The sequence below is a fragment of the Kitasatospora sp. NPDC101176 genome, assembly GCF_044768035.1.
Classification (GTDB): domain Bacteria; phylum Actinomycetota; class Actinomycetes; order Streptomycetales; family Streptomycetaceae; genus Kitasatospora.
Genome location: NZ_JBIWPA010000001.1, coordinates 634,203 through 653,137, shown reverse-complemented (window position 1 = coordinate 653,137; position 18,935 = coordinate 634,203). Strand labels below are relative to the sequence as shown.

The window sequence follows — 18,935 nt, the reverse complement described above, 5'->3', positions numbered from 1 at the left end:
CATGAGTGAAGTCCGGACGACCACGTCCCGGGAGGACCGCATCGCGGCCCTGCCCGAACACCTCAGGGCCCTGCTGCGGGACCGGCTGGCGGGCGCCGAGGCGCCCGCCCCGGCGGCGGCCGCGCCCACCGCGCTGCGCACCGTCGAGCGCGGCCGCCCGCTGCCGATGTCCTTCGCCCAGCAGCGGATGTGGTTCCTCTACGAGTTCGACCCGCTGGCGGTCGGTTACAACTCCTCGTTCGCGCTGCGGCTGCGCGGCGAGCTCGACCACGCCGCGCTGCGCCGTGCGCTGGCCGCGGTCGTCGACCGGCACGAGGCGCTGCGCACCACCTACGACCAGGTGGACGGCGTCCCCGTGCAGGTCCCGCACCCGTCGGTGGACATCCCGCTGCCGGTCGTGGAGGCCGTCGGCGGGAGCGCCGAGGACCGCGAGGAGGAGCTGCTGCGGCTGGTCCGCGAGGAGGCGGTGCGGCCCTTCGACCTGCGCACCGGCCCGGTGCTGCGGACCCTGCTGGTGCGGCTCTCCGAGCGCGAGCACGTCCTCGTGCTGAGCATCCACCACATCGCCCACGACGGCTGGTCGCTGTCGATCGTCACCCGGGAGCTCGGCCAGAACTACGCGGCCGCGCTCCAGGGCCGCGAGCCGGACCTCCCGGCGCCCGGGCCGCAGTACGCGGACTACTCGGTGTGGCAGCGCGAGCGGCTCTCCGACGGGCGGCTCGACGAGCAGGTCGACTACTGGCGCGAGCAGCTCGCCGGCGTGCCGGTGCTGGAGCTGCCGACCGACCGGCAGCGCCCCGCGGTGCCCACCGGCGCCGGCGCCTTCCACGAGTTCACCGTCCCGGCCCGGACGCTCGCCGGGCTGCGCGAGCTCACCGAGGCCTCCGCGGCGACGCTCTTCATGACGCTCACCGCCGCCACCCAGCTGCTGCTGGCCCGGCTCTCCCGGCAGGAGGACGTCGCCGTCGGAACGCCGGTGGCCGGGCGCGACGAGCCCGAGCTGGCGGACCTGGTCGGGCTCTTCCTGAACACCCTGGTGCTCCGCGCCCGGCCCGAACCCGACCTGAGCTTCCGGGAGTTCCTGGGCCGGGTCCGGGACACCGTGCTGGCCGGCTTCGACCACGCCGAGGTCCCGTTCGAGCGGGTGGTGGACGCCGTCCAGCCCGAGCGCGACCCCAGCCGGATGCCGCTCGCCCAGGTGCTCGTCGTCCTGCAGAACGCCCCCGAGGCGCGGCTCGACCTGCCCGGGCTGACCATGGAGCAGCTCGCCCTGCCGCAGGCCAGCACCGGCTTCGACCTGGTGGTGGCCTTCGAGGAGCGGCCCGACGGCAGCCTCTGGTCGGCCCTGGAGTACAGCACCGACCTGTACGACGAGGCGACGGTGCGCCGGTTCGCCGGCCACCTCACCACCCTGCTCGGCTCGATCGCGGCCGACCCCGACCGGGCGATCGGCGCGCTCGACCTGCTGAGCCCGAAGGAGCACCACCGGCTCACCGTGGACTGGGCCCGCAACCCGGTGGCGTTCCCGGAGCAGGAGCCGGTGCACCTGCTGGTCGCCAGGCGGGCCGCCGAGCGGCCCGACGACCTCGCGGTGGTGCGCGGCGAGGAGCGCCTCAGCTACGCCGAACTCGACCGGATGGCAGGCCTGCTGGCCGGGGTGCTGCGCGAGCGCGGCACCCGCCCCGGCGACGTGGTCGGCATCTGCTGCGAGCGCGGGCCCGCGCAGGTGGCCGCCACCCTCGCGGTGCTCCGGGCCGGGGCGGCCTTCCTGCCGCTCAACCCGCGCTTCCCGGCCGCCCGCCGGGAGCTGATGCTGGGGGAGACCGGCGCCCGGTTCGTCCTCACCCAGCGCTCGCTGGCCGCCGCGCCGGGCGAGTCCGCCGCCGAACCGCTGGTCCTGGAGGACCTGCGGCCGCTGCTGGAGGCGCACACCGGGGAGGTGCCCGAGGGCCTGGCGGTGGAGCCGGACGCGCTCGCCTACGTCGTCTACACCTCCGGCTCCACCGGTACGCCCAAGGGCGTGCTGCTGGGCCACGGCGGCCTGACCAACATGATCAACGCCTCCCGGCTGATCGTCGGCACCGGCCCCGCCCACACCGTTTGCCAGCTCTCCTCGCCGAGCTTCGACGGCGCGGTCTGGGAGACCTTCCTCGCCCTGGTGTCCGGTGCGGCGCTCGCCGTCCCGGCGAACGAGTCCGAGGCGCTCGGCACCGAGCAGCTGCGCGCCATGGCGGCGGGCCGGCCCACCGTGCTCGGACTGCCGCCGGCGGCGCTCGCCGCCGTCGACCCGCAGGCGCTGCCGGCCGGCTCGGTGGTGCTCGCGGTCGGCGACCGCTGCCCCGTCGGCCTGGCCCGCCGGTGGTCGCGGGTGCACCGGTTCATCAATGGCTACGGCCCGACCGAGAACACCGTCGGCGCCACCATGTTCGAGGTCGGCGCCGAGGAGGGCGGCGACCGGCTGTCCATCGGGCGGCCGCTGCCCAACACCGAGGTGTACCTGCTGGACGGGCAGGGCAACCCGGTGCCGCCCACCGTCACCGGTGAGATCCACCTCGGCGGCCGCGGCGTCGCCCAGGGCTACCTGGGCCGCCCCGAGCTGACCCGCCGGAGGTTCGTCCCGCACCCCTTCGACGAGGACCCGAAGGCCCGGCTCTACCGCACCGGCGACCTCGCCGCCTGGCTGCCGGACGGACGGATCGACTTCCGCGGCCGCGCCGACGACCAGGTCAAGATCCGCGGCTTCCGGGTCGAACCCGGCGAGATCGAGGCCGCCATGCAGCGCCACCCGGCCGTCGCCGAGGCCGCCGTGGTGGTCCGCGAGAGCGACCGCGGCAAGCAGCTCGTCGGCTACCTGGTCGCCGCGGACGGCCACGAGCCGGGCGGGGCCGTCCGCGAGCTCCGCGAGGCCCTCACCGAGGAGCTGCCCGCCTTCATGGTGCCGGCCGCGCTCGTCCCGCTGGACGCGCTGCCGCTCACCGTCAACGGCAAGGTCGACCGGGACGCCCTCCCGGACGCCCGGGAGGCGCTGGCCCGGGCCGTCACCCCGCCCGACGGCCCGGTGGAGACCGCGCTGGCCGAGGTGTTCCGTTCGGTGCTGGGCGTCCAGGAGGTCGGCGCGGAGGACGACTTCTTCCTGCTCGGCGGGGACTCCATCCTCTCCACCCAGGTGGTCGCCCGGGCCCGCGAGGCGGGCCTGCACTTCACCGCCCGGGACCTCTTCCAGCACAAGACCGTGGCCGCACTGGCCAGGGTGGCCGGCACCGGGGAGGACGAGCCGGAGGAGGCGGACCCGTACCGCACCGGCCCCGTCCCGCTGACCGCCGTCCAGCAGTGGTTCTTCGACCACCACACCGTCAACCCGGACCACTTCAACCAGTCCGTGCTGTTCGAGCTGGTCCCGGGCGCCGACCTCGCGGCGGTGCGCGCGGCCCTGGCCGGGCTGGTCGACCGGCACGACGTGCTGCGCGCCCGCTACACCCGCGACGACGCGGGGCGGTGGTCCCAGGAGGTCGCCGAGGTCGCCGAGGAGTCCGACGGCCACTGGGGGTTCGAACCGCTCGACCTCGCCGGCGCGGACGACGCCACGGTGCGGGAGCGGACCGCCGAGGCCTTCGGGCGGGCCCAGCGCGGCCTGCGGCTGGCCGACGGCCCGCTGCTGCGCGCCGTCCTCGCCGACCTCGGACCGGACCGTCCGGCCCGGCTCTTCCTCACCGCGCACCACCTGGTGGTGGACGGCGTCTCCTGGCGCATCCTGCTGGACGACCTGCGCGCCGGCTACGCCGAGCTGGCGGCCGGCCGGCCGCTGCGCCCCGCCCCGCGCTCCACCTCCTTCGGGCAGTGGTCGCGCCGGCTGCGCGAGCACGCCCTGGCCGGCGGCTTCGACGACGAGCTGGCGCACTGGCGGGCCCTGCCCGCGCCCGTCGGCGAGCCGGCCGCGGCCGGCCGCTTCGGCGACCGGCGCACCGTGCGGCGCACCCTGGGCGAGGAGGAGACCGAGGCGCTGCTGCGTCGGGTGCCCGGGGTGCTGCGCGCCCAGGTGCACGAGGTGCTGCTGACCGCACTGGCCCGGGCGCTCGCCGTCCGCGGGTACGCCGAGGAGGGCGGCACCGTGGTCGACCTGGAGGGCCACGGCCGCGAGGAGATCCTGGACGGGGTCGACCTGTCCCGCACCGTCGGCTGGTTCACCACCATCTACCCGGTGCTGCTGGACGCGCCCGCGGACCTCGCACCGGCCGCCGCGGTCCGGGTCGTCAAGCGCCGGCTGCGGGCCGTCCCGCGCCGCGGCCTCGGCCACGGCGTCCTCGGGCTGGTGGCCGCCGGCGGCCGCGAGGACCTGCGGGTCCCCGCGCCGCGGGCGCGGATCGGCTTCAACTACCTCGGCCAGTGGGACAACCAGCTGCCCGAGGGGGACCGCCTGGTGCTGCGCCACCTGGACCACGGCGGCGGCGACCACGAGCCGGACGAGACCCGCACCTACGAGCTGGACGTCGCGGCCGCCGTGGAGGGCGGCCGGATGGAGCTGTCCTGCGTGCACGCGGGCGGCCGGTTCGACGACGCCTCGGTGACCGCCCTGCTCGGGGCGATGCACGAGGCGCTCGCCGAGATCGTCCGGGCCTGCGGATGACCGGCCGCCGCGGCACCGGCCGCGCCGCCGCCCACCGCCGCACCCGTCGGCCCGGGGAGGGGAACCGGTGAACGACCAACCCTGGCTGGTGGTCCCCCGGCCGCGCCCGGAGGCCACCCGGCGGCTGGTCTGCCTGCCGCACGCCGGCGGCAGCGCCGGGTTCTACCGGCCGTGGGCCAACCACCTGTCGGCCACCGTCGAGCTCCAGCTCGTCCAGTACCCGGGGCGCGAGGAGCGGGTCGAGGACCCGTTCGTCGACGACGCGGCCACCCTGGTGGAGCAGGTGACGCGGGCCCTGCTGGAGACCGACCGCCCGGGCGTCGAGACGGTGGTCTTCGGGCACAGCATGGGCGCGCTGCTCGCCTATGAGACGGTGCTCTCGCTGCAGGCCCACGGGCTGCCGGTGGCCCGGCTGGTGCTCTCCGGTTACCCGCCGCCGCCGCAGACGGCGGGCGGGCCGGCGGCCCCGGTCGGCCCGAGGAGCGACGAGGACCTGCTGCGGACGGTGGCCGGCCACGGCGGCACCCAGATGTCGATCTTCGACGACCCGGACATCCGGGAGATGGTGCTGCCGATCCTGCGCAACGACTACCTCCTGATCGACTCCTACCGCTCGGCCGGGCCCCGCCCGGTCGAGTGCGGGATCGTGGTCCTCACCGGGGACTCCGACGTCACCGTGACCCCGGAACGGGCCCGCGGCTGGGAGGCGCTGGCCGGCAAGGAGTTCGCCTGCCACGTGCTGCCCGGCGGGCACTTCTACCTGACCGCGCAACGGGCCCGGGTCATCTCCCTGCTGCACGACCACCTGCTGGACCGCGGCTGAGCCGGCCGCGACCCGCCCCCGCCGAATTCCGCGCGTTCCGCGGGATCCGGCGAGTTCGCCGACGGATGGCACCCGGCACTATCGGGTCGCCATCCGTTCGGCATGCCCGGAATACCCCCGCGAAGGCCGGGGCGCGCTGGAGTGCGTGTTTCCGCTGAGGCTTAAAAGCCTGTTTCCGGCGGCTCCGCTGCCGGAGGATTTCGAGCCATGGGACAGCCCGGGGCTCCGGGTTGAACGACCGGCTGAGAGGGTCAGGAATGCTTGGCAACGTCGTCATCGTCGGCGGTGGGACATCCGGTTGGATGACCGCCTCGTACCTGCGCGCCGCATTCGGCGATCGGATTTCCGTCACGCTGGTGGAATCCAAGCGAATCAAGACCATCGGGGTCGGTGAGGCGACCTTCAGTACCGTCCGGCATTTCTTCAACTACCTGGGCCTGCCCGAGCACGTGTGGATGCCCAAGTGCAATGCCACCTACAAGCTCGGCATCCGATTCGAGAACTGGCGGCGCAAGGGCCACTACTTCTACCACCCCTTCGAGCGCCTCCGGGTCGTCGACGGCCTGCCGCTCACCGACTGGTGGCTGAACAGCCGCTCCGGCGACCGCTTCGACCAGGACGTGTTCCTGATGGCCGCGATCTGCGACGCCGAGCGGTCCCCGCGCCACCTGGACGGCACCCTCTTCGAGCAGGAGTTCAAGGAGGGCGCCGACACGGCCGACCGCAACACGCTCACCGAGCAGGACACCCAGTTCCCGTACGCCTACCAGTTCGACGCCTCGCTGCTCGCCGACTACCTCTCCGAGTACGCCACCGAGCGCGGCGCCCGGCACATCGAGGACGACGTCGTCGAGGTCGTCCAGGACGAGCGCGGCTGGATCAGCGGCGTGCGCACCAAGGAGCACGGCCTGATCGAGGGCGACCTGTTCATCGACTGCACCGGCTTCCGCGGCCTGCTGATCAACCAGACCCTCGAGGAGCCCTTCGACTCCTTCCAGGACACCCTGCCCAACAACCGCGCGGTGGCGCTGCGCGTCCCGGTCGACATGGAGAAGCGGGGCCTGCGCCCCTGCACCACCGCGACCGCCTCGGACGCCGGCTGGATCTGGACCATCCCGCTGTTCGGCCGCATCGGCACCGGCTACGTCTACTCCGACGAGTACACGACGCCCGAGGAGGCCGAGGCCACCCTGCGCGCCCACGTCGGCCCGGACGCGGAGGCCCTGGAGGCCAACCACATCCGGATGCGGATCGGCCGCACCCGCAACGCCTGGGTCAACAACTGCGTCGCCATCGGCCTGTCCAGCGGCTTCGTCGAGCCCCTCGAGTCGACCGGCATCTTCTTCATCCAGCAGGGCATCGAGGAGCTGGTCAAGCACTTCCCGGACGCCGACTGGAACCCGGCGCTGCGCCGCTCCTACAACCGCACGGTGGGCAACACCATCGACGGCGTGCGGGAGTTCCTCGTCCTGCACTACAAGGCCGCGGCCCGCGCCGACAACGCCTACTGGCGGGACGCCAAGACCCGCGTGATGCCCGACGGCCTGGCCGAGCGGCTCGAACTGTGGCAGGCCAAGCCGCCGACGGAGAACACCATCTACCCGCACTACCACGGGTTCGAGTCCTACTCCTACCTGGCGATGCTGCTCGGCCTCGGCGGCGTGGAGCTCAAGGCCCCGCCGTCCGTCGCCCTGCAGGACTCCACCCGGGCGGAGAAGGAGTTCCAGCTCCTGCGCGACCAGTCCGCCGAGCTCGTGAAGCGCCTGCCCAGCCAGTACGAGTACCTCGCCCAGATGCACTGACCCGCCGGAGCCCCGAGGAAGGAGGCACCATGGACAGTCTTCCGTACGTACCGGCCGCGGTGACGCTCGCTCTGCTCGTCCCCGCGGCACTGCTCGGACGCCGGCTGGCCAAGCTGTTGCGGCAGCCTGAGATCGTCGGCGAGATCATGGCCTGCCTCCTGCTCGGCGCGCTGCTGGCGAGTCAGTGGGACTGGAAGCCGGCCGGCATGGACGGCGGCGCCGTCCTGGAGAAGGCGGGCCACCTCGGCCTCGCGCTCTTCCTGGTCGGCGCCGTCCACGAGATCAGGGCCGGCGGCAGCCGGCTCGGCGGCCGGACCATCGCGCTGACCGCCGCCGGCTCCCTGCTGCTGCCGCTGGGCTGCGGCGTGGCGTTCGCCGCCTGGGTGCTGGCCGACGGCTCGCCGGCCCTGCGCGGCGACGCCCCGGCCGGGGTCCTGGTCCTGATGCTGGCGATCGCCCTCGCCGTCACCGCCGTGCCGGTGCTCGCCGGCATCCTGGACGACCGCGGCATGCTGAACACCGCGATCGGCCGGCTCTGCATGGCGGTCGCGGTCTCCATCGACGCCGTCACCTGGTCGATGCTGGCGATCGCGGTCGGCCTGGCGCACGGCGGCGGGAGGATCACCCCGTACGCGGTGTTCGCCGTCGGCCTGCTGGTCGCCTGGGCGATCCGGCGGGCGGGCGCCGCACCGGTGCCCCGGGCCTGGGCCGAGCGGGTCCCGGTCGCGGTGCCGATCGGGCTGACCGCCGCCGCGGCCGTCGCCGCCGCGCTGACCACCTCGCGGCTGGGCCTGACCGACGTGCTCGGCGCCGTGCTGGTCGCCCTCGCCCTGCCGGGCGACGACGGCGCCGGCCCGTGGACCAGGGCCGCGCACACCGTCGGCGGCTGGGGGCGGCTCGCGCTGCCGCTGCTGTTCACGGTGACCGGCATGGGCCTCGCCTCGGCGCCGCTCAGCGTCTTCTCCTGGCAGGCCGTCCTGCTCTCGGTGGTGCTCGCGATCCTCGGCAAGCTGGTCGGCAGCTACGCCGGTGCGCGGGCGGCCGGCCGGCCCCCGGTCGAGTGCATGAAGATCGCGGTGTTCCTCAACGCCCGCGGCCTGACCGAACTCGCCGTCCTGCAGGCCGGCTACCAGGCCGGGATCCTCACCCCCGCGCTGTTCCTCGCGCTCGTGGTGATGGCCCTGTTCACCACGGCGCTCAGCGGCCCGCTGCTGTGGGCCATCGACCGGTTCACGGCGCCCGAGGCCGCCCCCCGGACCGCGGAGCCGGCCGTCCCCTACCCCGTCGAGCGGTGAGCCACGTGGAACTCGTCACCTCAACCCCCTCCGACTTCCGGACCTTCATGTCCGGCTTCCCGAGCGGCGTCTCCGTCGTCACCTCGCTGGACGACGCCTCGCGCCCGTGGGGCATGACCTGCTCCGCGCTGTGCAGCGTCACCGTCGACCCGCCCACGCTGCTGGTCGGCATGCGGGCCGAGAGCCCGACCCTGCGGGCCGTGCTGCGCAGCGGCGCCTTCGCGGTGAACCTGCTGCACGCCGACGGCCGCGGCACCGCCGAACTGTTCGCCTCCGGCGACCCGGACCGCTTCGACGCCACCCCCTGGCGGCTGCCGCCCGGCGCGGGCGGACCCCACCTGGTGCGCGACGCCCATGCGGTGGCCGACTGCCGGGTCAGCCAGCTGGTGCCCGTGGGCGGCCAGCGGATGGTCTTCGGCGAGGTCGTCCGGATCACCGAACTCAGCGACGCGCCGCCGCCGCTGCTGTACGGGAGGCGACAGTTCAGCACCTGGACCGCCTGACCAGAGGGTTCCCACCCGACCCCCGAGAACACCGTTGTGGAGGAGAGATGACAGCTCAACCCACTGACGCGGACACCCCCCGGCGCGCACCCGCCCGCGACCAGGGCATCCAGCGCCACAGCGCGATGCCGGTCCGGAAGTACCGGCCCTACGAGGCGGTCGGCCTGCCCGACCGGACCTGGCCGGGACGCCGCGCGGAGCGCGCCCCGTTGTGGTGCAGCGTCGACCTGCGGGACGGCAACCAGGCCCTGACCGACCCCATGGACACCACCCGCAAGCGGCGGATGTTCGACCTGCTGGTCGGGATGGGGTTCAAGGAGATCGAGGTCGGCTTCCCCACCTCCTCCCAGGACGACCACGCCTTCCTGCGCCACCTCGTGGACACCGACGCCATCCCGGAGGACGTCGTCGTCCAGGTGATGACGCCGATCCGCGGCGACTTCATCGAACGCACCGTCAAGGCCCTGGAGGGCGTCCCCCGCGCCGTCCTGCAGATCTTCAACCCCACCTCGGAGGCCCAGCGCCGGCTGGTCTTCCGCAAGGACCGCGCGCAGATCACCGCGATGGCCCTGGACGGCGCCGAACAGGCCCTCAAACTCCAGGACTCCATCCCCGGCACCGAGATCTACCTGCAGTACGCGCCCGAGTCCTACACCCAGACCGAGCCCGACTACGCGCTCGAACTCTGCAACGCCGTCCTCGACTTCTGGGCCCCGCGGGCCGCGCACACGCTGCGGATCAACCTGCCCTCCACCGTCGAGGTCTTCCCGCCGCAGGAGTTCGCCGACCGGATCGAGTACACCCACCGCAACCTGCTCCACCGCGAGCGCACCATCCTCTCCGTGCACCCCCACAACGACCGCGGCAGCGGCGTGTCCGCCGCCGAACTCGCCGTGCTGGCCGGGGCCGACCGGGTCGAGGGCACCCTGTTCGGCAACGGCGAGCGCTCCGGCAACGTCTGCCTGGTCACCCTGGCCATGAACCTGTTCTCGCAGGGCGTCGACCCGATGCTCGACCTGCGCGACATCGACGGCGTCCGCCGGATCGTCGAGAGCTGCAACCAGATGCCCGTCCACGCCCGCCACCCGTGGGCCGGCGACTTCGTCTACACCTCCTTCGCCGGCTCCCACCAGGACGCCATCGCCAAGGGCCTGCGCGCCCGCGAGGAGTCCGGCCGGGACACCTGGGACGTTCCGTACCTGCCGATCGATCCGCGCGACATCGGCCGCGACTACCAGGCGCTGATCCGGATCAACACCCAGTCCGGCAAGGGCGGCATCGCCCACCTGCTGCGCACCGAGTACGGCATCGAACTGCCGCGCCGCCTCCAGATCGACTTCGCCTCCGAGATGCAGGCGGTCTGCGAGGAGATCGGCGGCGAGATCACCGGCGACCAGCTGTGGAGCCACTTCGTCGAGCGGTACGTGGCGCTCGGCACGGAGGCGGTGCCCGGCCTGCCCCGGCCCGAGCCGCTGGCGGCGGAGCCCGGCGGCGCCCGCTGGACGGAGGCGGCCGCCGCGGCCGTCGCCGGGTACGGGCTGGACGCCGTCGTCCAGGGGCTCACCGTGGACCGGGCCGGCGCACCGTTGAACGCCGTCACCGCCGCCTTCGAGATCGTCGTGGACTCCCGCTCCCACTGGGGGGTCGGCATCGCCGACGAGGAGGGCGAGGCCGTCGGCCGGGCCGTCCGCGCCGCCGCCCTGCGGGCGCTGCTGGACACCGAGCCGGCCGGCGTGTCCGGAGCCCGCTAGCGAGGCCGCCGAGGGCGGGGGAGGGAGGGGGCACAGATGCCCTGGAACACCTTGATCGACGTGGCGCGGGAGGACGTGCTCCCGCTCACCGCCCAGATCCGGGACGGCATCAAGCGGGAGATCGCCGAGGGGGCGCTGCACCCCGGCACCCGGCTGCCGTCGAGCCGTCAGCTCGCCGAGGACCTGCGGGTGTCCCGCAGCGTCGTCGTCGAGGCCTACGGGCAGCTGGTGGCCGGCGGCTACCTGGAGGCCACCCGGGGCTCGGGCACCCGGGTCGCCGCCCACCTGGACCGCGGCACCCGGCCGCCGACCCTGCTGAGCGACGCCCGCCCCGCCCCGGTGGTCCGCTGGGACCTGCGGGCCGGCGGCGCCGACGCCTCCGCCTTCCCGCAGCGCGAGTGGCTCGCCGCCTACCAGCGGGCGGCGCGCCGGCTCGGCCCGCGCGACCTCGGCTACCCGCCGGTGTCCGGCGTCCCGGCGCTGCGCGCCGAACTCGCCCGCTACCTCGGGCGGGCCCGCGGCGTGCACACCACCCCCGAGCACGTGATGGTGGTCTCCGGGTTCGCCCAGACGCTCGGCCTGGTCTGCGCCACGCTGCCGCGCACCGGCCTGGCCGCCCTCGCGGTCGAGGACCCGTGCCACCCGCAACAGCGCCAGTTCATCGTCGAGTCCGGCCTGGACTGCCCCTCCGTCCCGGTCGACGAGCACGGCATCGACGTGGCCGCCCTGGCCCGCACCGGCGCCCGGGCCGTCCTGGTCACCCCCGCCCACCAGTTCCCCACCGGTGCCGTGCTCAGCGCCGAGCGGCGGGCCGCGCTGGTGCGCTGGGCCGAGGACGTGGACGGCTGGATCATCGAGGACGACTACGACGGCGACCTCTGGCTGGACCACGGCCGCCGGCCCACCGCGCTGCAGCGGCTCGCCCCGACCCGGGTGCTCTACGCGGGCACCGCGAGCAAGTCGCTGGCCCCCGGGATGCGGCTGGGCTGGCTGGTCGCCCCGCCCCGGCTGCGCCGCCGGCTGGAGGAGGTCCGGGCCCAACGCGACCTGGGCTGCGACGTGTTCACCCAGCACGCGTTCGCCGAGGTGCTCGACAGCGGAGAGCTCGACCGGCACCTGCGGCGCCAGCGGGAGCGGCTGCGGGCCCGCCGGGAGGTCTTCCACGAGGCCGTCCGGCGCCGGCTGCCCGGCGCCCGGATCACCGGCGCCTTCGCCGGCCTGCACGCCTACGTCCAGCTCCCGCCGCGGGTGGACGAGGCCGCGCTGGTCGCCCGGGCGCTGCGCCGCTCGGTCCTGGTGCGCGGCGCCCGCAGCTACCACCACCGCTCCTGGCAGGCCGGCCCCGCCCTGGTCGTGGGCTACGCCGGGGTGCCTCGCAGCGGGGTCGCCGAGGCGGTGCGGGAGCTGGGCGAGGCCTACGCGCAGGCGGCGGCCGACGGCTGCCTGCGCAGCGCGTAGGGCCCGCCCGGCTCCACGGGGACCGGGCACGACGGACGACGGAGAGTGAGGAGGACCCGATGGTGACGACGAGCCCGGGCGGCGCGCCCGCCCCGCTCGCGGTCCGCGCCGCGGCCTGGCACCTGCCGGAGCACCGGGTGCCGGTCGGCGAGCTGGCCGAACGCGAGGGCCTGGACCGCGAGCGCAGAACCGTCCTCGCCGGCCTCGGGATCGACACGGTGGCCGTCGACACGGGGCTCGGCGCCACCGCGATGGCCGAACGGGCCTGCCGCGGCGCGCTCGCCCGCGCCGGTGTCGCCGCGCAGGACCTGGGCGCCCTGGTCGTCGTCGAGTCCCGCGCGCCCGAGACGCTGATCAGCTCCGAGGTCACCAGGCTGCAGGCCCGGCTGGGCGCCGACCGGGCCCTCGCCTTCGGCGTCGGCGGCCTCGGCTGCGTCTCGCTCGGGCCGGCCCTGCTGGCCGCCCGGGGCCTGCTCGCCGCCGACCCGGACCTGCACCACGTGCTGGTCGCCCACGCCTCCACCCCGGCCACCCCCGGCCGCTACCGGCACCCCGTCACCGTCAACGGCGACGCCGGCCAGGCCCTGCTGCTCGCCCGCACCGGTCCGGTCCGGATCCTCGACCTCGTCCAGGAGACCAACGGGGCCCACTGGGACCTCTTCCGGGTCGACTACCGGGACCGCCCCTGGGAGCAGTGGCGGGAGGAGTGCCGCGACCTGCCCGGCTACTCCTTCCGGCTCGCCGTCGAGACCCGGAACCGGCTCGCCGCGCTCCTGGCGGGCCTGCTGAAGCGGCACGGCCTCGACCGCGCCGACGTCGCCGGCTACGCCAGCCACAACCTCTCCGCCGGCGGCCTGCGCTTCCTGGAGGAGTCGCTGGACGTCGAACTGCTGCCGGAGTGCCGGGAGAACCTGGCCCGCTACGGCCACCTCGGCCCGAACGACGTCCTCCTCAACCTCTGGACGGCGCTGGCGAACCGGCGGCTGGCCGAGGGCGACCGGGTCGTGCTGGTCAACGTCAGCCCGGTGGCGGCCTGGAACCTGCTGCTGGTGGAAATCGGACCCTGGGAGAGCACCGCGTGACCGACACCGCGATCGAGATACGGGAGTTCCTGACCGTCGCCCTGCGCCGGCCGGTGGAACCGGACGAGGACTACTTCGCCCTGGGCCTCGCGGACTCGCTGTTCGCCCTGGAGCTGGTGGTCTTCGTGGAGGAGCGGTTCGGGATCCGGATCGAGGTGGAGGACCTCGAACTGGACAACTTCCGCACCGCCGAACGGATCGCCGCGCTGGTCGCGGGCAAGCACGGCGGGCCCGCCGCAGGCGACGAGACGGGCGCCGGCCGTGCCGCCCGCGGCTAGCGGCGCCCGGCCGGCCGGCCCGGAAGCACCGCGGCCCGCGGGCGCCCCGGGGCTCCCCGTGGCCGTGCCGGATGTCTCCGTAGCCGTGCCGGACGTCTCCGTGGTGGACGCCGCCGCCGACCTGGCCGCCGCGGTGCGCGAGGACGCCGGCCGCTGGGACGAGCGGGGCGCCCTGCCCGACGAGGCGGTCCGCGCGGTCGCCGCCGCCGGGCTGCTCGCACCCGACCTGCCGGCCCGCCACGGCGGAGCCGGCGCCACGCCCGTCCAGCTCGGCGAGGCGGTCGCGCACCTGGGCGGCGCCTGCGGCGCCCTGCGCGCGCTGCTCACCGTCCAGGGCATGACGGCCGCCGCCCTGCTGCGCTGGGGCAGCGCCGCCCAGCGCGAGCGCTGGCTGCCCGCCCTGGCCTCCGGCGAGCGGCTCGCCGGTTTCGCCGCCACCGAGCGGGAGGCGGGCAGCGCGCTCGCCGAGGTCGGCACCCGGATCGAGGACGACGGCGAGCAGCTGGTGGTCACCGGCGCCAAGCGGTGGGTGACCTTCGGGCAGAGCGCCGACCTCCTGCTGGTGCTCGGGCGCACCGCCGCCGGCCCGACCGCCGTCCTGGTGGAGGGCGACCGCCCCGGGATCGGCCGCGAGCCCGTCGCCGGCCAGCTCGGCCTGCGCGCCGCGCGGATCGCCCACCTCACCTTCGACCGGGTGCGGGTGCCGCGGGAGAACCTGGTGGCGCCGGCCGGTGCGGGCCTGACCCACACCGCGGCGGTGGCCCTGGACCACGGCCGCTTCACGGTGGCCTGGGGCTGCGTCGGCATGGCGGAGGCCTGCCTGGCGGACGCCGTCGAGCACGCCGTGCGGCGGGTCCAGGGCGGGGTCCCGCTGGCCGAGCACCAGCTGGTGCGCTCCCTGCTCGCCCGCTCGGCCGTCGACGCGGCGGCCGCCCGGGCCCTGGCCGAACGGGCCGCCCAGGCCCGGGCCGGCTCGCCGCTGGGCGCCGTCACCGAGACGGTGGCCGCCAAGTACGCGGCGGCCGGGGCGGCGAAGGCGGTCGCCGACCGGGCCGTGCAGGTGCTCGGCTCGGCGGGCTGCGAACCGGGGGGCCGGCCGGGCCGGTTCTACCGGGACGCCAAGGTGATGGAGATCATCGAGGGCAGTCCGCAGCTGGCCGAACTGCACCTTGCCGACCGGCTGTTGCGCCGGGCGGTGCGCCGATGAGCGCCCCGCGCGGGGCCACCGCGCCGGGCGGCGGGGCCGGGCCGGAGCGGCCGACCGTCAAGGTCCTGGTCTGGGACCTCGACGACACCCTGTGGGACGGCACCGTGCTGGAGGGCGACGACCCGGCGCCGTTCCCGGCCGCCGCCGCCGCGCTGCGGGAGCTGGACGGGCGCGGTGTGCTGCACGCCGTCGCCAGCCGGAGCGACCGGGCCGCCGCCACCGCCCACCTGGAACGGCTCGGCCTGCACGAACTGTTCACCGTGCTGGAGGTCGGCTGGGGCCCGAAGTCCGGTGCCGTGCGGCGGATCGCCGAGGCGATCGGCATCGGCCTGGACACCGTCGCCTTCGTCGACAACGACCCGGTCGAGCGCGCCGAGGTGGCCGCCGCCCACCCGGTGGTGCGCTGCTACCCGGCCGAGCAGGTCGGGGCGCTGGCCGGACTGCCGGACTTCCGGCCGCCGTTCGTCACCGCCGACGCCCGCGAGCGGCGGCTGCGCTACCGGGCCGAGGCCCGGCGCGCGCAGGCCGGGGGCGAGTACCAGGGCACGCCGCAAGAGTTCCTGGCCTCGCTCGACCTGACGCTGACCGTCCGGCGCGCCGAGCCGGGCGACCTCGCCCGGGCGCACGAACTCACCGTCCGTACCCACCAGTTGAACACCACCGGCCGCACCTACGACCTGGCGCGGCTGCGGGCGCTGTGCGGCTCGCCGGACCACCGGGTGCTGGTCGCCGAACTGACCGACCGCTTCGGCGACTACGGCACGATCGGCCTCGCGCTCAGCGAGCGCATCCGGTACGCCGCGGGGGAGGGCCCGGCCGAACCGGCGGAGCTCCTGCGGCTGCTGCTGCTCTCCTGCCGGGTGATGTCCCGGGGCGTCGGCCCGGCGCTGATCGGCCACGTGGTGCGCAGCGCGCTCGCCGAAGGGCGGCGCCCCCTGGCCGAGTTCGTCCCGACCGAGGTCAACCGGGTGATGCTGGTCAACCTCCGCTTCGCCGGGTTCACCGTGCTGGGCCCGGCGGAGGAGGGGCGGCTGCTGCTCGGCTACCCGCCGGCCGCCCCGCCGCCCCCGCCCCCGGGCCACCTGCGCCTCATCGCCCCGGCGCCCGCCGAGACCCCGGCGCCCGCCGAGACCCCGGCGCCCGCCGAAACCCGGGGGCCCGCCGAATCCCTGCGGCCCACCCCTGCCGGCCCCGGGCCGACCGCCCGCCCCGAACCCCCGGCCACGCCGTGACCAGGAAGGACACCGTGCACACGCAGGACACCACGCCCCGGGACACCGCCGGGAGCGGTGCGGGCACCGCAGGACGGATCCCGGTCGGGATCGTCGGCGCCGGCACCATGGGCACCGCCGTCGCCCAGGTCTTCGCCTCGGCCGGGCACCCGGTGGTGGTGGTCGACCGCCACCGCCCCGCCCTCGACGCCGCCCCGGGCCGGCTGCGGGACGGCCTGCGGGCCGCGCGCCTGCTGGGCCGCCGACCGGCCGCCGACGAGGCCCGGCCCACGGCCGCGGAGACCGTCGGGCTGGTCCGCTGGACGGACGAGTTCGGCCACCTGGCGGAGGCCGGCTTCGTCGTGGAGTGCGCCTCCGAGCGGCTCTCCGTCAAGGAACGGGTGCTCCGGGAGCTCGACGAGGTCTGCGCCCCCGAGGCGGTCTTCGCCTCCTGCACCTCGGCCGTCCCGGTCCGCCGGCTCGCCTCCTACACCGACCGGGCCGACCGGGTGCTCGCCACCCACTTCATGAACCCCGCCTACCTCAAGGAGACCGTCGAGGTGGTGCGCGGCCCGGCCACCACCGCCCGGACGCTGGAGACCACCCTCGCCCTGCTCGCCGGGGTCGGCCGCCGCGCCCACGTGGTGCGCGACTCGCCGGGCTTCGTCTCCAACCGGGTGCTGATGCCGATGGTCAACGACGCGGCCGCCCGGGTGCAGGAGGGCGTGGCCGACGCGGAGACCGTCGACCTGATCTTCCAGGACTGCTTCGGCCACGCCATGGGGCCGCTGCGCACCGCGGACCTGATCGGGCTCGACACCATCGTGGACACCCTCGACGTCCTGCTGGAGACCACCGGGGACGAGCGCTACCGGCCCTGCGGGCTGCTGCTCGACCTGGTGCGCCGCGGTCACCTCGGCCGCAAGACCGGGCTGGGCTTCCACGCCTACGGGACGCGGCCGTGACCGCCGGGCGGCCGGCCGCCGACGTGCTCGACCTGATCCGGGAACGGTTCCGCACGGTGCCCGACCGGACGGCCGTGGTGGTCGGCGGGGAGTCCCTGACGTACCGGCGGCTCGACGCCGCGACCCGGGAGCTGGCCGCCCGGCTGGCCGCGGCCGGCGCCGCCCCCGGCGGGCTGGTGCTGGTCCACCGCCGTCAGGGGGTGCGGACCGTCGTCGGCATGCTGGCCGCCCTGCGGCTCGGCGCCGCCTGGTGCGTCCTGGAACCCGACCGGCCCGCCGCCGCGGTCCGCGCGCTGCTGCGCGACGGCGGCTGCGGCGTCCTGGTGCACGACGAGGCGGACCGGGCCACGGCGCCCGCTGCCGTCCGCGAGCTGGTGGCCGGCTGCGGCCGGCCGGTCGCCCTGGTGCCCGAGACCGGCCCCGCGCCGGCCGCCGGCCCGCTCCCGGACGCCGCCGTGCCCGCCGCCGCGCCCGCCTACGCCGTCACCACCTCCGGCACCACCGGCGAGCCCAAGGCCGTCGTGGTCTCCCGGGGCGCCCTCGCCGCGCTGGTCGCCTCCCGCGACGAGGACCCCGCCGCCACCACCTTCACCGCCTCCCGGCTCTCCTGGGACGGCCCGCTGCTGATGCTGCTCCACACGCTGTGCGGCGGCGGCACCGCGGTGCTGCCGGACGAGCGGGCCCTGCCCGACCCGGAGGCCTGCGCCGCCCTGGTGCGGCGCCACCGGGTCGAGGTGGCGGTCTGCCCGCCCTCCTTCCACCGGCTGATGCTGCCGTACCTGGCGGGCACCGACAGCCACCTGCGCCGGTGGATCGTCGGCGGCGAGGCCCTGCCGGCCGCGCAGGCCGCGCGCCACCGCGCCGTCCTGCCGGGCACCGCACTGCGCAACGAGTACGGGGCCACCGAGACCACCGTGACCGTGGTCGCCCACGACGTCCCGCCCGCGCCGGCCGACCCCGTCCCGATCGGGCGCCCCACCGCCGGGGCCCGGATCCACCTGCTGGACGGGCGACTGGCGCCGGTGCCGCCCGGGCGGACCGGCGAACTGTACGTGGCCGGCCCGCAGGTCGCCGAGGGCTACGCCGGCCGGCCCGTCGACACCGCGCTGCGCTTCGTCCCGGACCCGTTCGCGCCCGCCCCCGGCGCCCGGATGTACCGTACCGGCGACCTCGCCGCGGCCGACGCCACCGGCGCCCTGGTCTTCCGCGGCCGGGCCGACGGGCAGCTCAAGGTGCGCGGGGTCCGGGTCGAGCGGGAGGAGGTGGAGGCGGCCCTGGCCCGCCACCCCGCCGTGCGGCAGGCCGCGGTGCTCGCCGTCGCCGACCCGGCGGGCGGCACCGCGCTGGCGGCCTTCTGGTCCCCGGTGGACCAGACCGCGCCCGGGCCGGGGGCGGGGGAGCTGGTCGCGCACTGCGCGGCCCTGGTCGGCGGGCCGGCGGTGCCCGAGCGGTTCGTCCGGGTGGCGGCGTTCCCGCTGGCGCCGTCCGGAAAGACCGACCTGCGGGCGCTGCGCGCGCTGCTCCCGGCGGCACCGCAGGCCGGGGGCCCGGACGGCGGGGACGTGGAGGGCGGGGGCGTGGACGGCGAGGCCCCGGCCGGCCAGGACCGGGGCACCGGTGCCGCCCTGGCGGTGGTGACCGGGTTCTGGGCGGACGTCCTCGGCCACCGCGACTTCGGGCCCCGGGACGACTTCTTCGCCGTCGGCGGCAACTCCCGGCGCGTGGTCGACCTGCACCTGCGGCTCGAGCGCACCTGGCCCGGCGCCGTCCGGGTCGGCCGGCTCTTCGACCTGCGCACCGTCGCCGACCAGGCCGCCGCCGTCGCCGCCACGGCCCCGCCGCCCGGCCCGCCGGAGCACCCGGGCCCCGGACCGGGCACCGCGTACGAGGTCTGACGGACGAACCGGCGAACGCGCACCGAGCCCGAGGAACGGGA

13 protein-coding genes are annotated in these 18,935 nt (G+C 76.0%); all 13 read left to right on the top strand.

Annotation, left to right across the window (positions count from 1 at the left end):
• Position 1 precedes the first annotated feature (1 nt).
• The 13 genes from ACIRS1_RS02635 to ACIRS1_RS02575 all read left to right on the top strand — a co-directional run bounded on the left by ACIRS1_RS02635 (position 2) and on the right by ACIRS1_RS02575 (position 18,894).
• A complete protein-coding gene (locus tag ACIRS1_RS02635) occupies positions 2 to 4,624 on the top strand; it encodes an amino acid adenylation domain-containing protein (RefSeq protein WP_402836251.1) in 4,623 nt (1,540 codons plus the stop codon).
• A 67-nt stretch (positions 4,625 to 4,691) separates the two neighbouring features.
• Positions 4,692 to 5,447 (top strand): thioesterase II family protein, encoded by a 756-nt coding sequence (locus tag ACIRS1_RS02630; protein WP_402836249.1) that lies wholly within the window; start codon positions 4,692 to 4,694, stop codon positions 5,445 to 5,447.
• A gap of 257 nt (positions 5,448 to 5,704) precedes the next feature.
• On the top strand, positions 5,705 to 7,249 hold the full coding sequence (locus ACIRS1_RS02625; protein WP_402836247.1) for a tryptophan halogenase family protein: 1,545 nt from the start codon (positions 5,705 to 5,707) through the stop codon (positions 7,247 to 7,249).
• 29 nt (positions 7,250 to 7,278) lie between these two features.
• On the top strand, positions 7,279 to 8,544 hold the full coding sequence (locus ACIRS1_RS02620) for a cation:proton antiporter (protein WP_360214082.1): 1,266 nt from the start codon (positions 7,279 to 7,281) through the stop codon (positions 8,542 to 8,544).
• Entirely contained in the window at positions 8,541 to 9,047 is a 507-nt protein-coding gene (locus tag ACIRS1_RS02615; RefSeq protein WP_360214084.1) for a flavin reductase family protein, read from the top strand. The genes ACIRS1_RS02620 and ACIRS1_RS02615 overlap by 4 nt, the downstream gene beginning before the upstream one ends.
• Before the next feature lie 47 nt (positions 9,048 to 9,094).
• On the top strand, positions 9,095 to 10,798 hold the full coding sequence (locus tag ACIRS1_RS02610; RefSeq protein ID WP_402836245.1) for a 2-isopropylmalate synthase: 1,704 nt from the start codon (positions 9,095 to 9,097) through the stop codon (positions 10,796 to 10,798).
• Positions 10,799 to 10,834: 36 nt separating this feature from the next.
• Positions 10,835 to 12,256 carry a PLP-dependent aminotransferase family protein gene (locus tag ACIRS1_RS02605; RefSeq protein ID WP_360214088.1) on the top strand — a complete coding sequence of 474 codons (1,422 nt, stop codon included), beginning with the start codon at positions 10,835 to 10,837 and terminating at the stop codon, positions 12,254 to 12,256.
• 59 nt (positions 12,257 to 12,315) lie between these two features.
• Complete coding sequence (locus ACIRS1_RS02600; protein ID WP_402836243.1) at positions 12,316 to 13,338, top strand: 3-oxoacyl-ACP synthase; 1,023 nt, start codon at positions 12,316 to 12,318, stop codon at positions 13,336 to 13,338.
• Complete coding sequence (locus ACIRS1_RS02595) at positions 13,335 to 13,616, top strand: acyl carrier protein (protein ID WP_360214092.1); 282 nt, start codon at positions 13,335 to 13,337, stop codon at positions 13,614 to 13,616. Before ACIRS1_RS02600 ends, ACIRS1_RS02595 begins: the two co-directional genes overlap by 4 nt.
• Positions 13,617 to 13,674: 58 nt before the next feature.
• Complete coding sequence (locus ACIRS1_RS02590) at positions 13,675 to 14,823, top strand: acyl-CoA dehydrogenase family protein (protein WP_402836242.1); 1,149 nt, start codon at positions 13,675 to 13,677, stop codon at positions 14,821 to 14,823.
• On the top strand, positions 14,820 to 16,055 hold the full coding sequence (locus ACIRS1_RS02585; RefSeq protein WP_402836240.1) for an HAD-IIIC family phosphatase: 1,236 nt from the start codon (positions 14,820 to 14,822) through the stop codon (positions 16,053 to 16,055). The genes ACIRS1_RS02590 and ACIRS1_RS02585 overlap by 4 nt, the downstream gene beginning before the upstream one ends.
• Positions 16,056 to 16,069: 14 nt before the next feature.
• Positions 16,070 to 16,999 (top strand): 3-hydroxyacyl-CoA dehydrogenase family protein, encoded by a 930-nt coding sequence (locus ACIRS1_RS02580; RefSeq protein WP_402836239.1) that lies wholly within the window; start codon positions 16,070 to 16,072, stop codon positions 16,997 to 16,999.
• Positions 16,996 to 18,894, top strand: a complete 1,899-nt coding sequence (locus tag ACIRS1_RS02575; RefSeq protein WP_402836237.1) for a non-ribosomal peptide synthetase — start codon at positions 16,996 to 16,998, stop codon at positions 18,892 to 18,894. The genes ACIRS1_RS02580 and ACIRS1_RS02575 overlap by 4 nt, the downstream gene beginning before the upstream one ends.
• Positions 18,895 to 18,935: the final 41 nt, after the last annotated feature.

Coding starts and splice junctions, on each gene's coding strand:
- ACIRS1_RS02635 (WP_402836251.1), top strand. CDS start 2: ATGAGTGAAGTCCGGACGACCACGTCCCGGGAGGACCGCATCGCGGCC.
- ACIRS1_RS02625 (WP_402836247.1), top strand. CDS start 5,705: ATGCTTGGCAACGTCGTCATCGTCGGCGGTGGGACATCCGGTTGGATG.
- ACIRS1_RS02620 (WP_360214082.1), top strand. CDS start 7,279: ATGGACAGTCTTCCGTACGTACCGGCCGCGGTGACGCTCGCTCTGCTC.
- ACIRS1_RS02610 (WP_402836245.1), top strand. CDS start 9,095: ATGACAGCTCAACCCACTGACGCGGACACCCCCCGGCGCGCACCCGCC.
- ACIRS1_RS02605 (WP_360214088.1), top strand. CDS start 10,835: ATGCCCTGGAACACCTTGATCGACGTGGCGCGGGAGGACGTGCTCCCG.
- ACIRS1_RS02600 (WP_402836243.1), top strand. CDS start 12,316: ATGGTGACGACGAGCCCGGGCGGCGCGCCCGCCCCGCTCGCGGTCCGC.
- ACIRS1_RS02585 (WP_402836240.1), top strand. CDS start 14,820: ATGAGCGCCCCGCGCGGGGCCACCGCGCCGGGCGGCGGGGCCGGGCCG.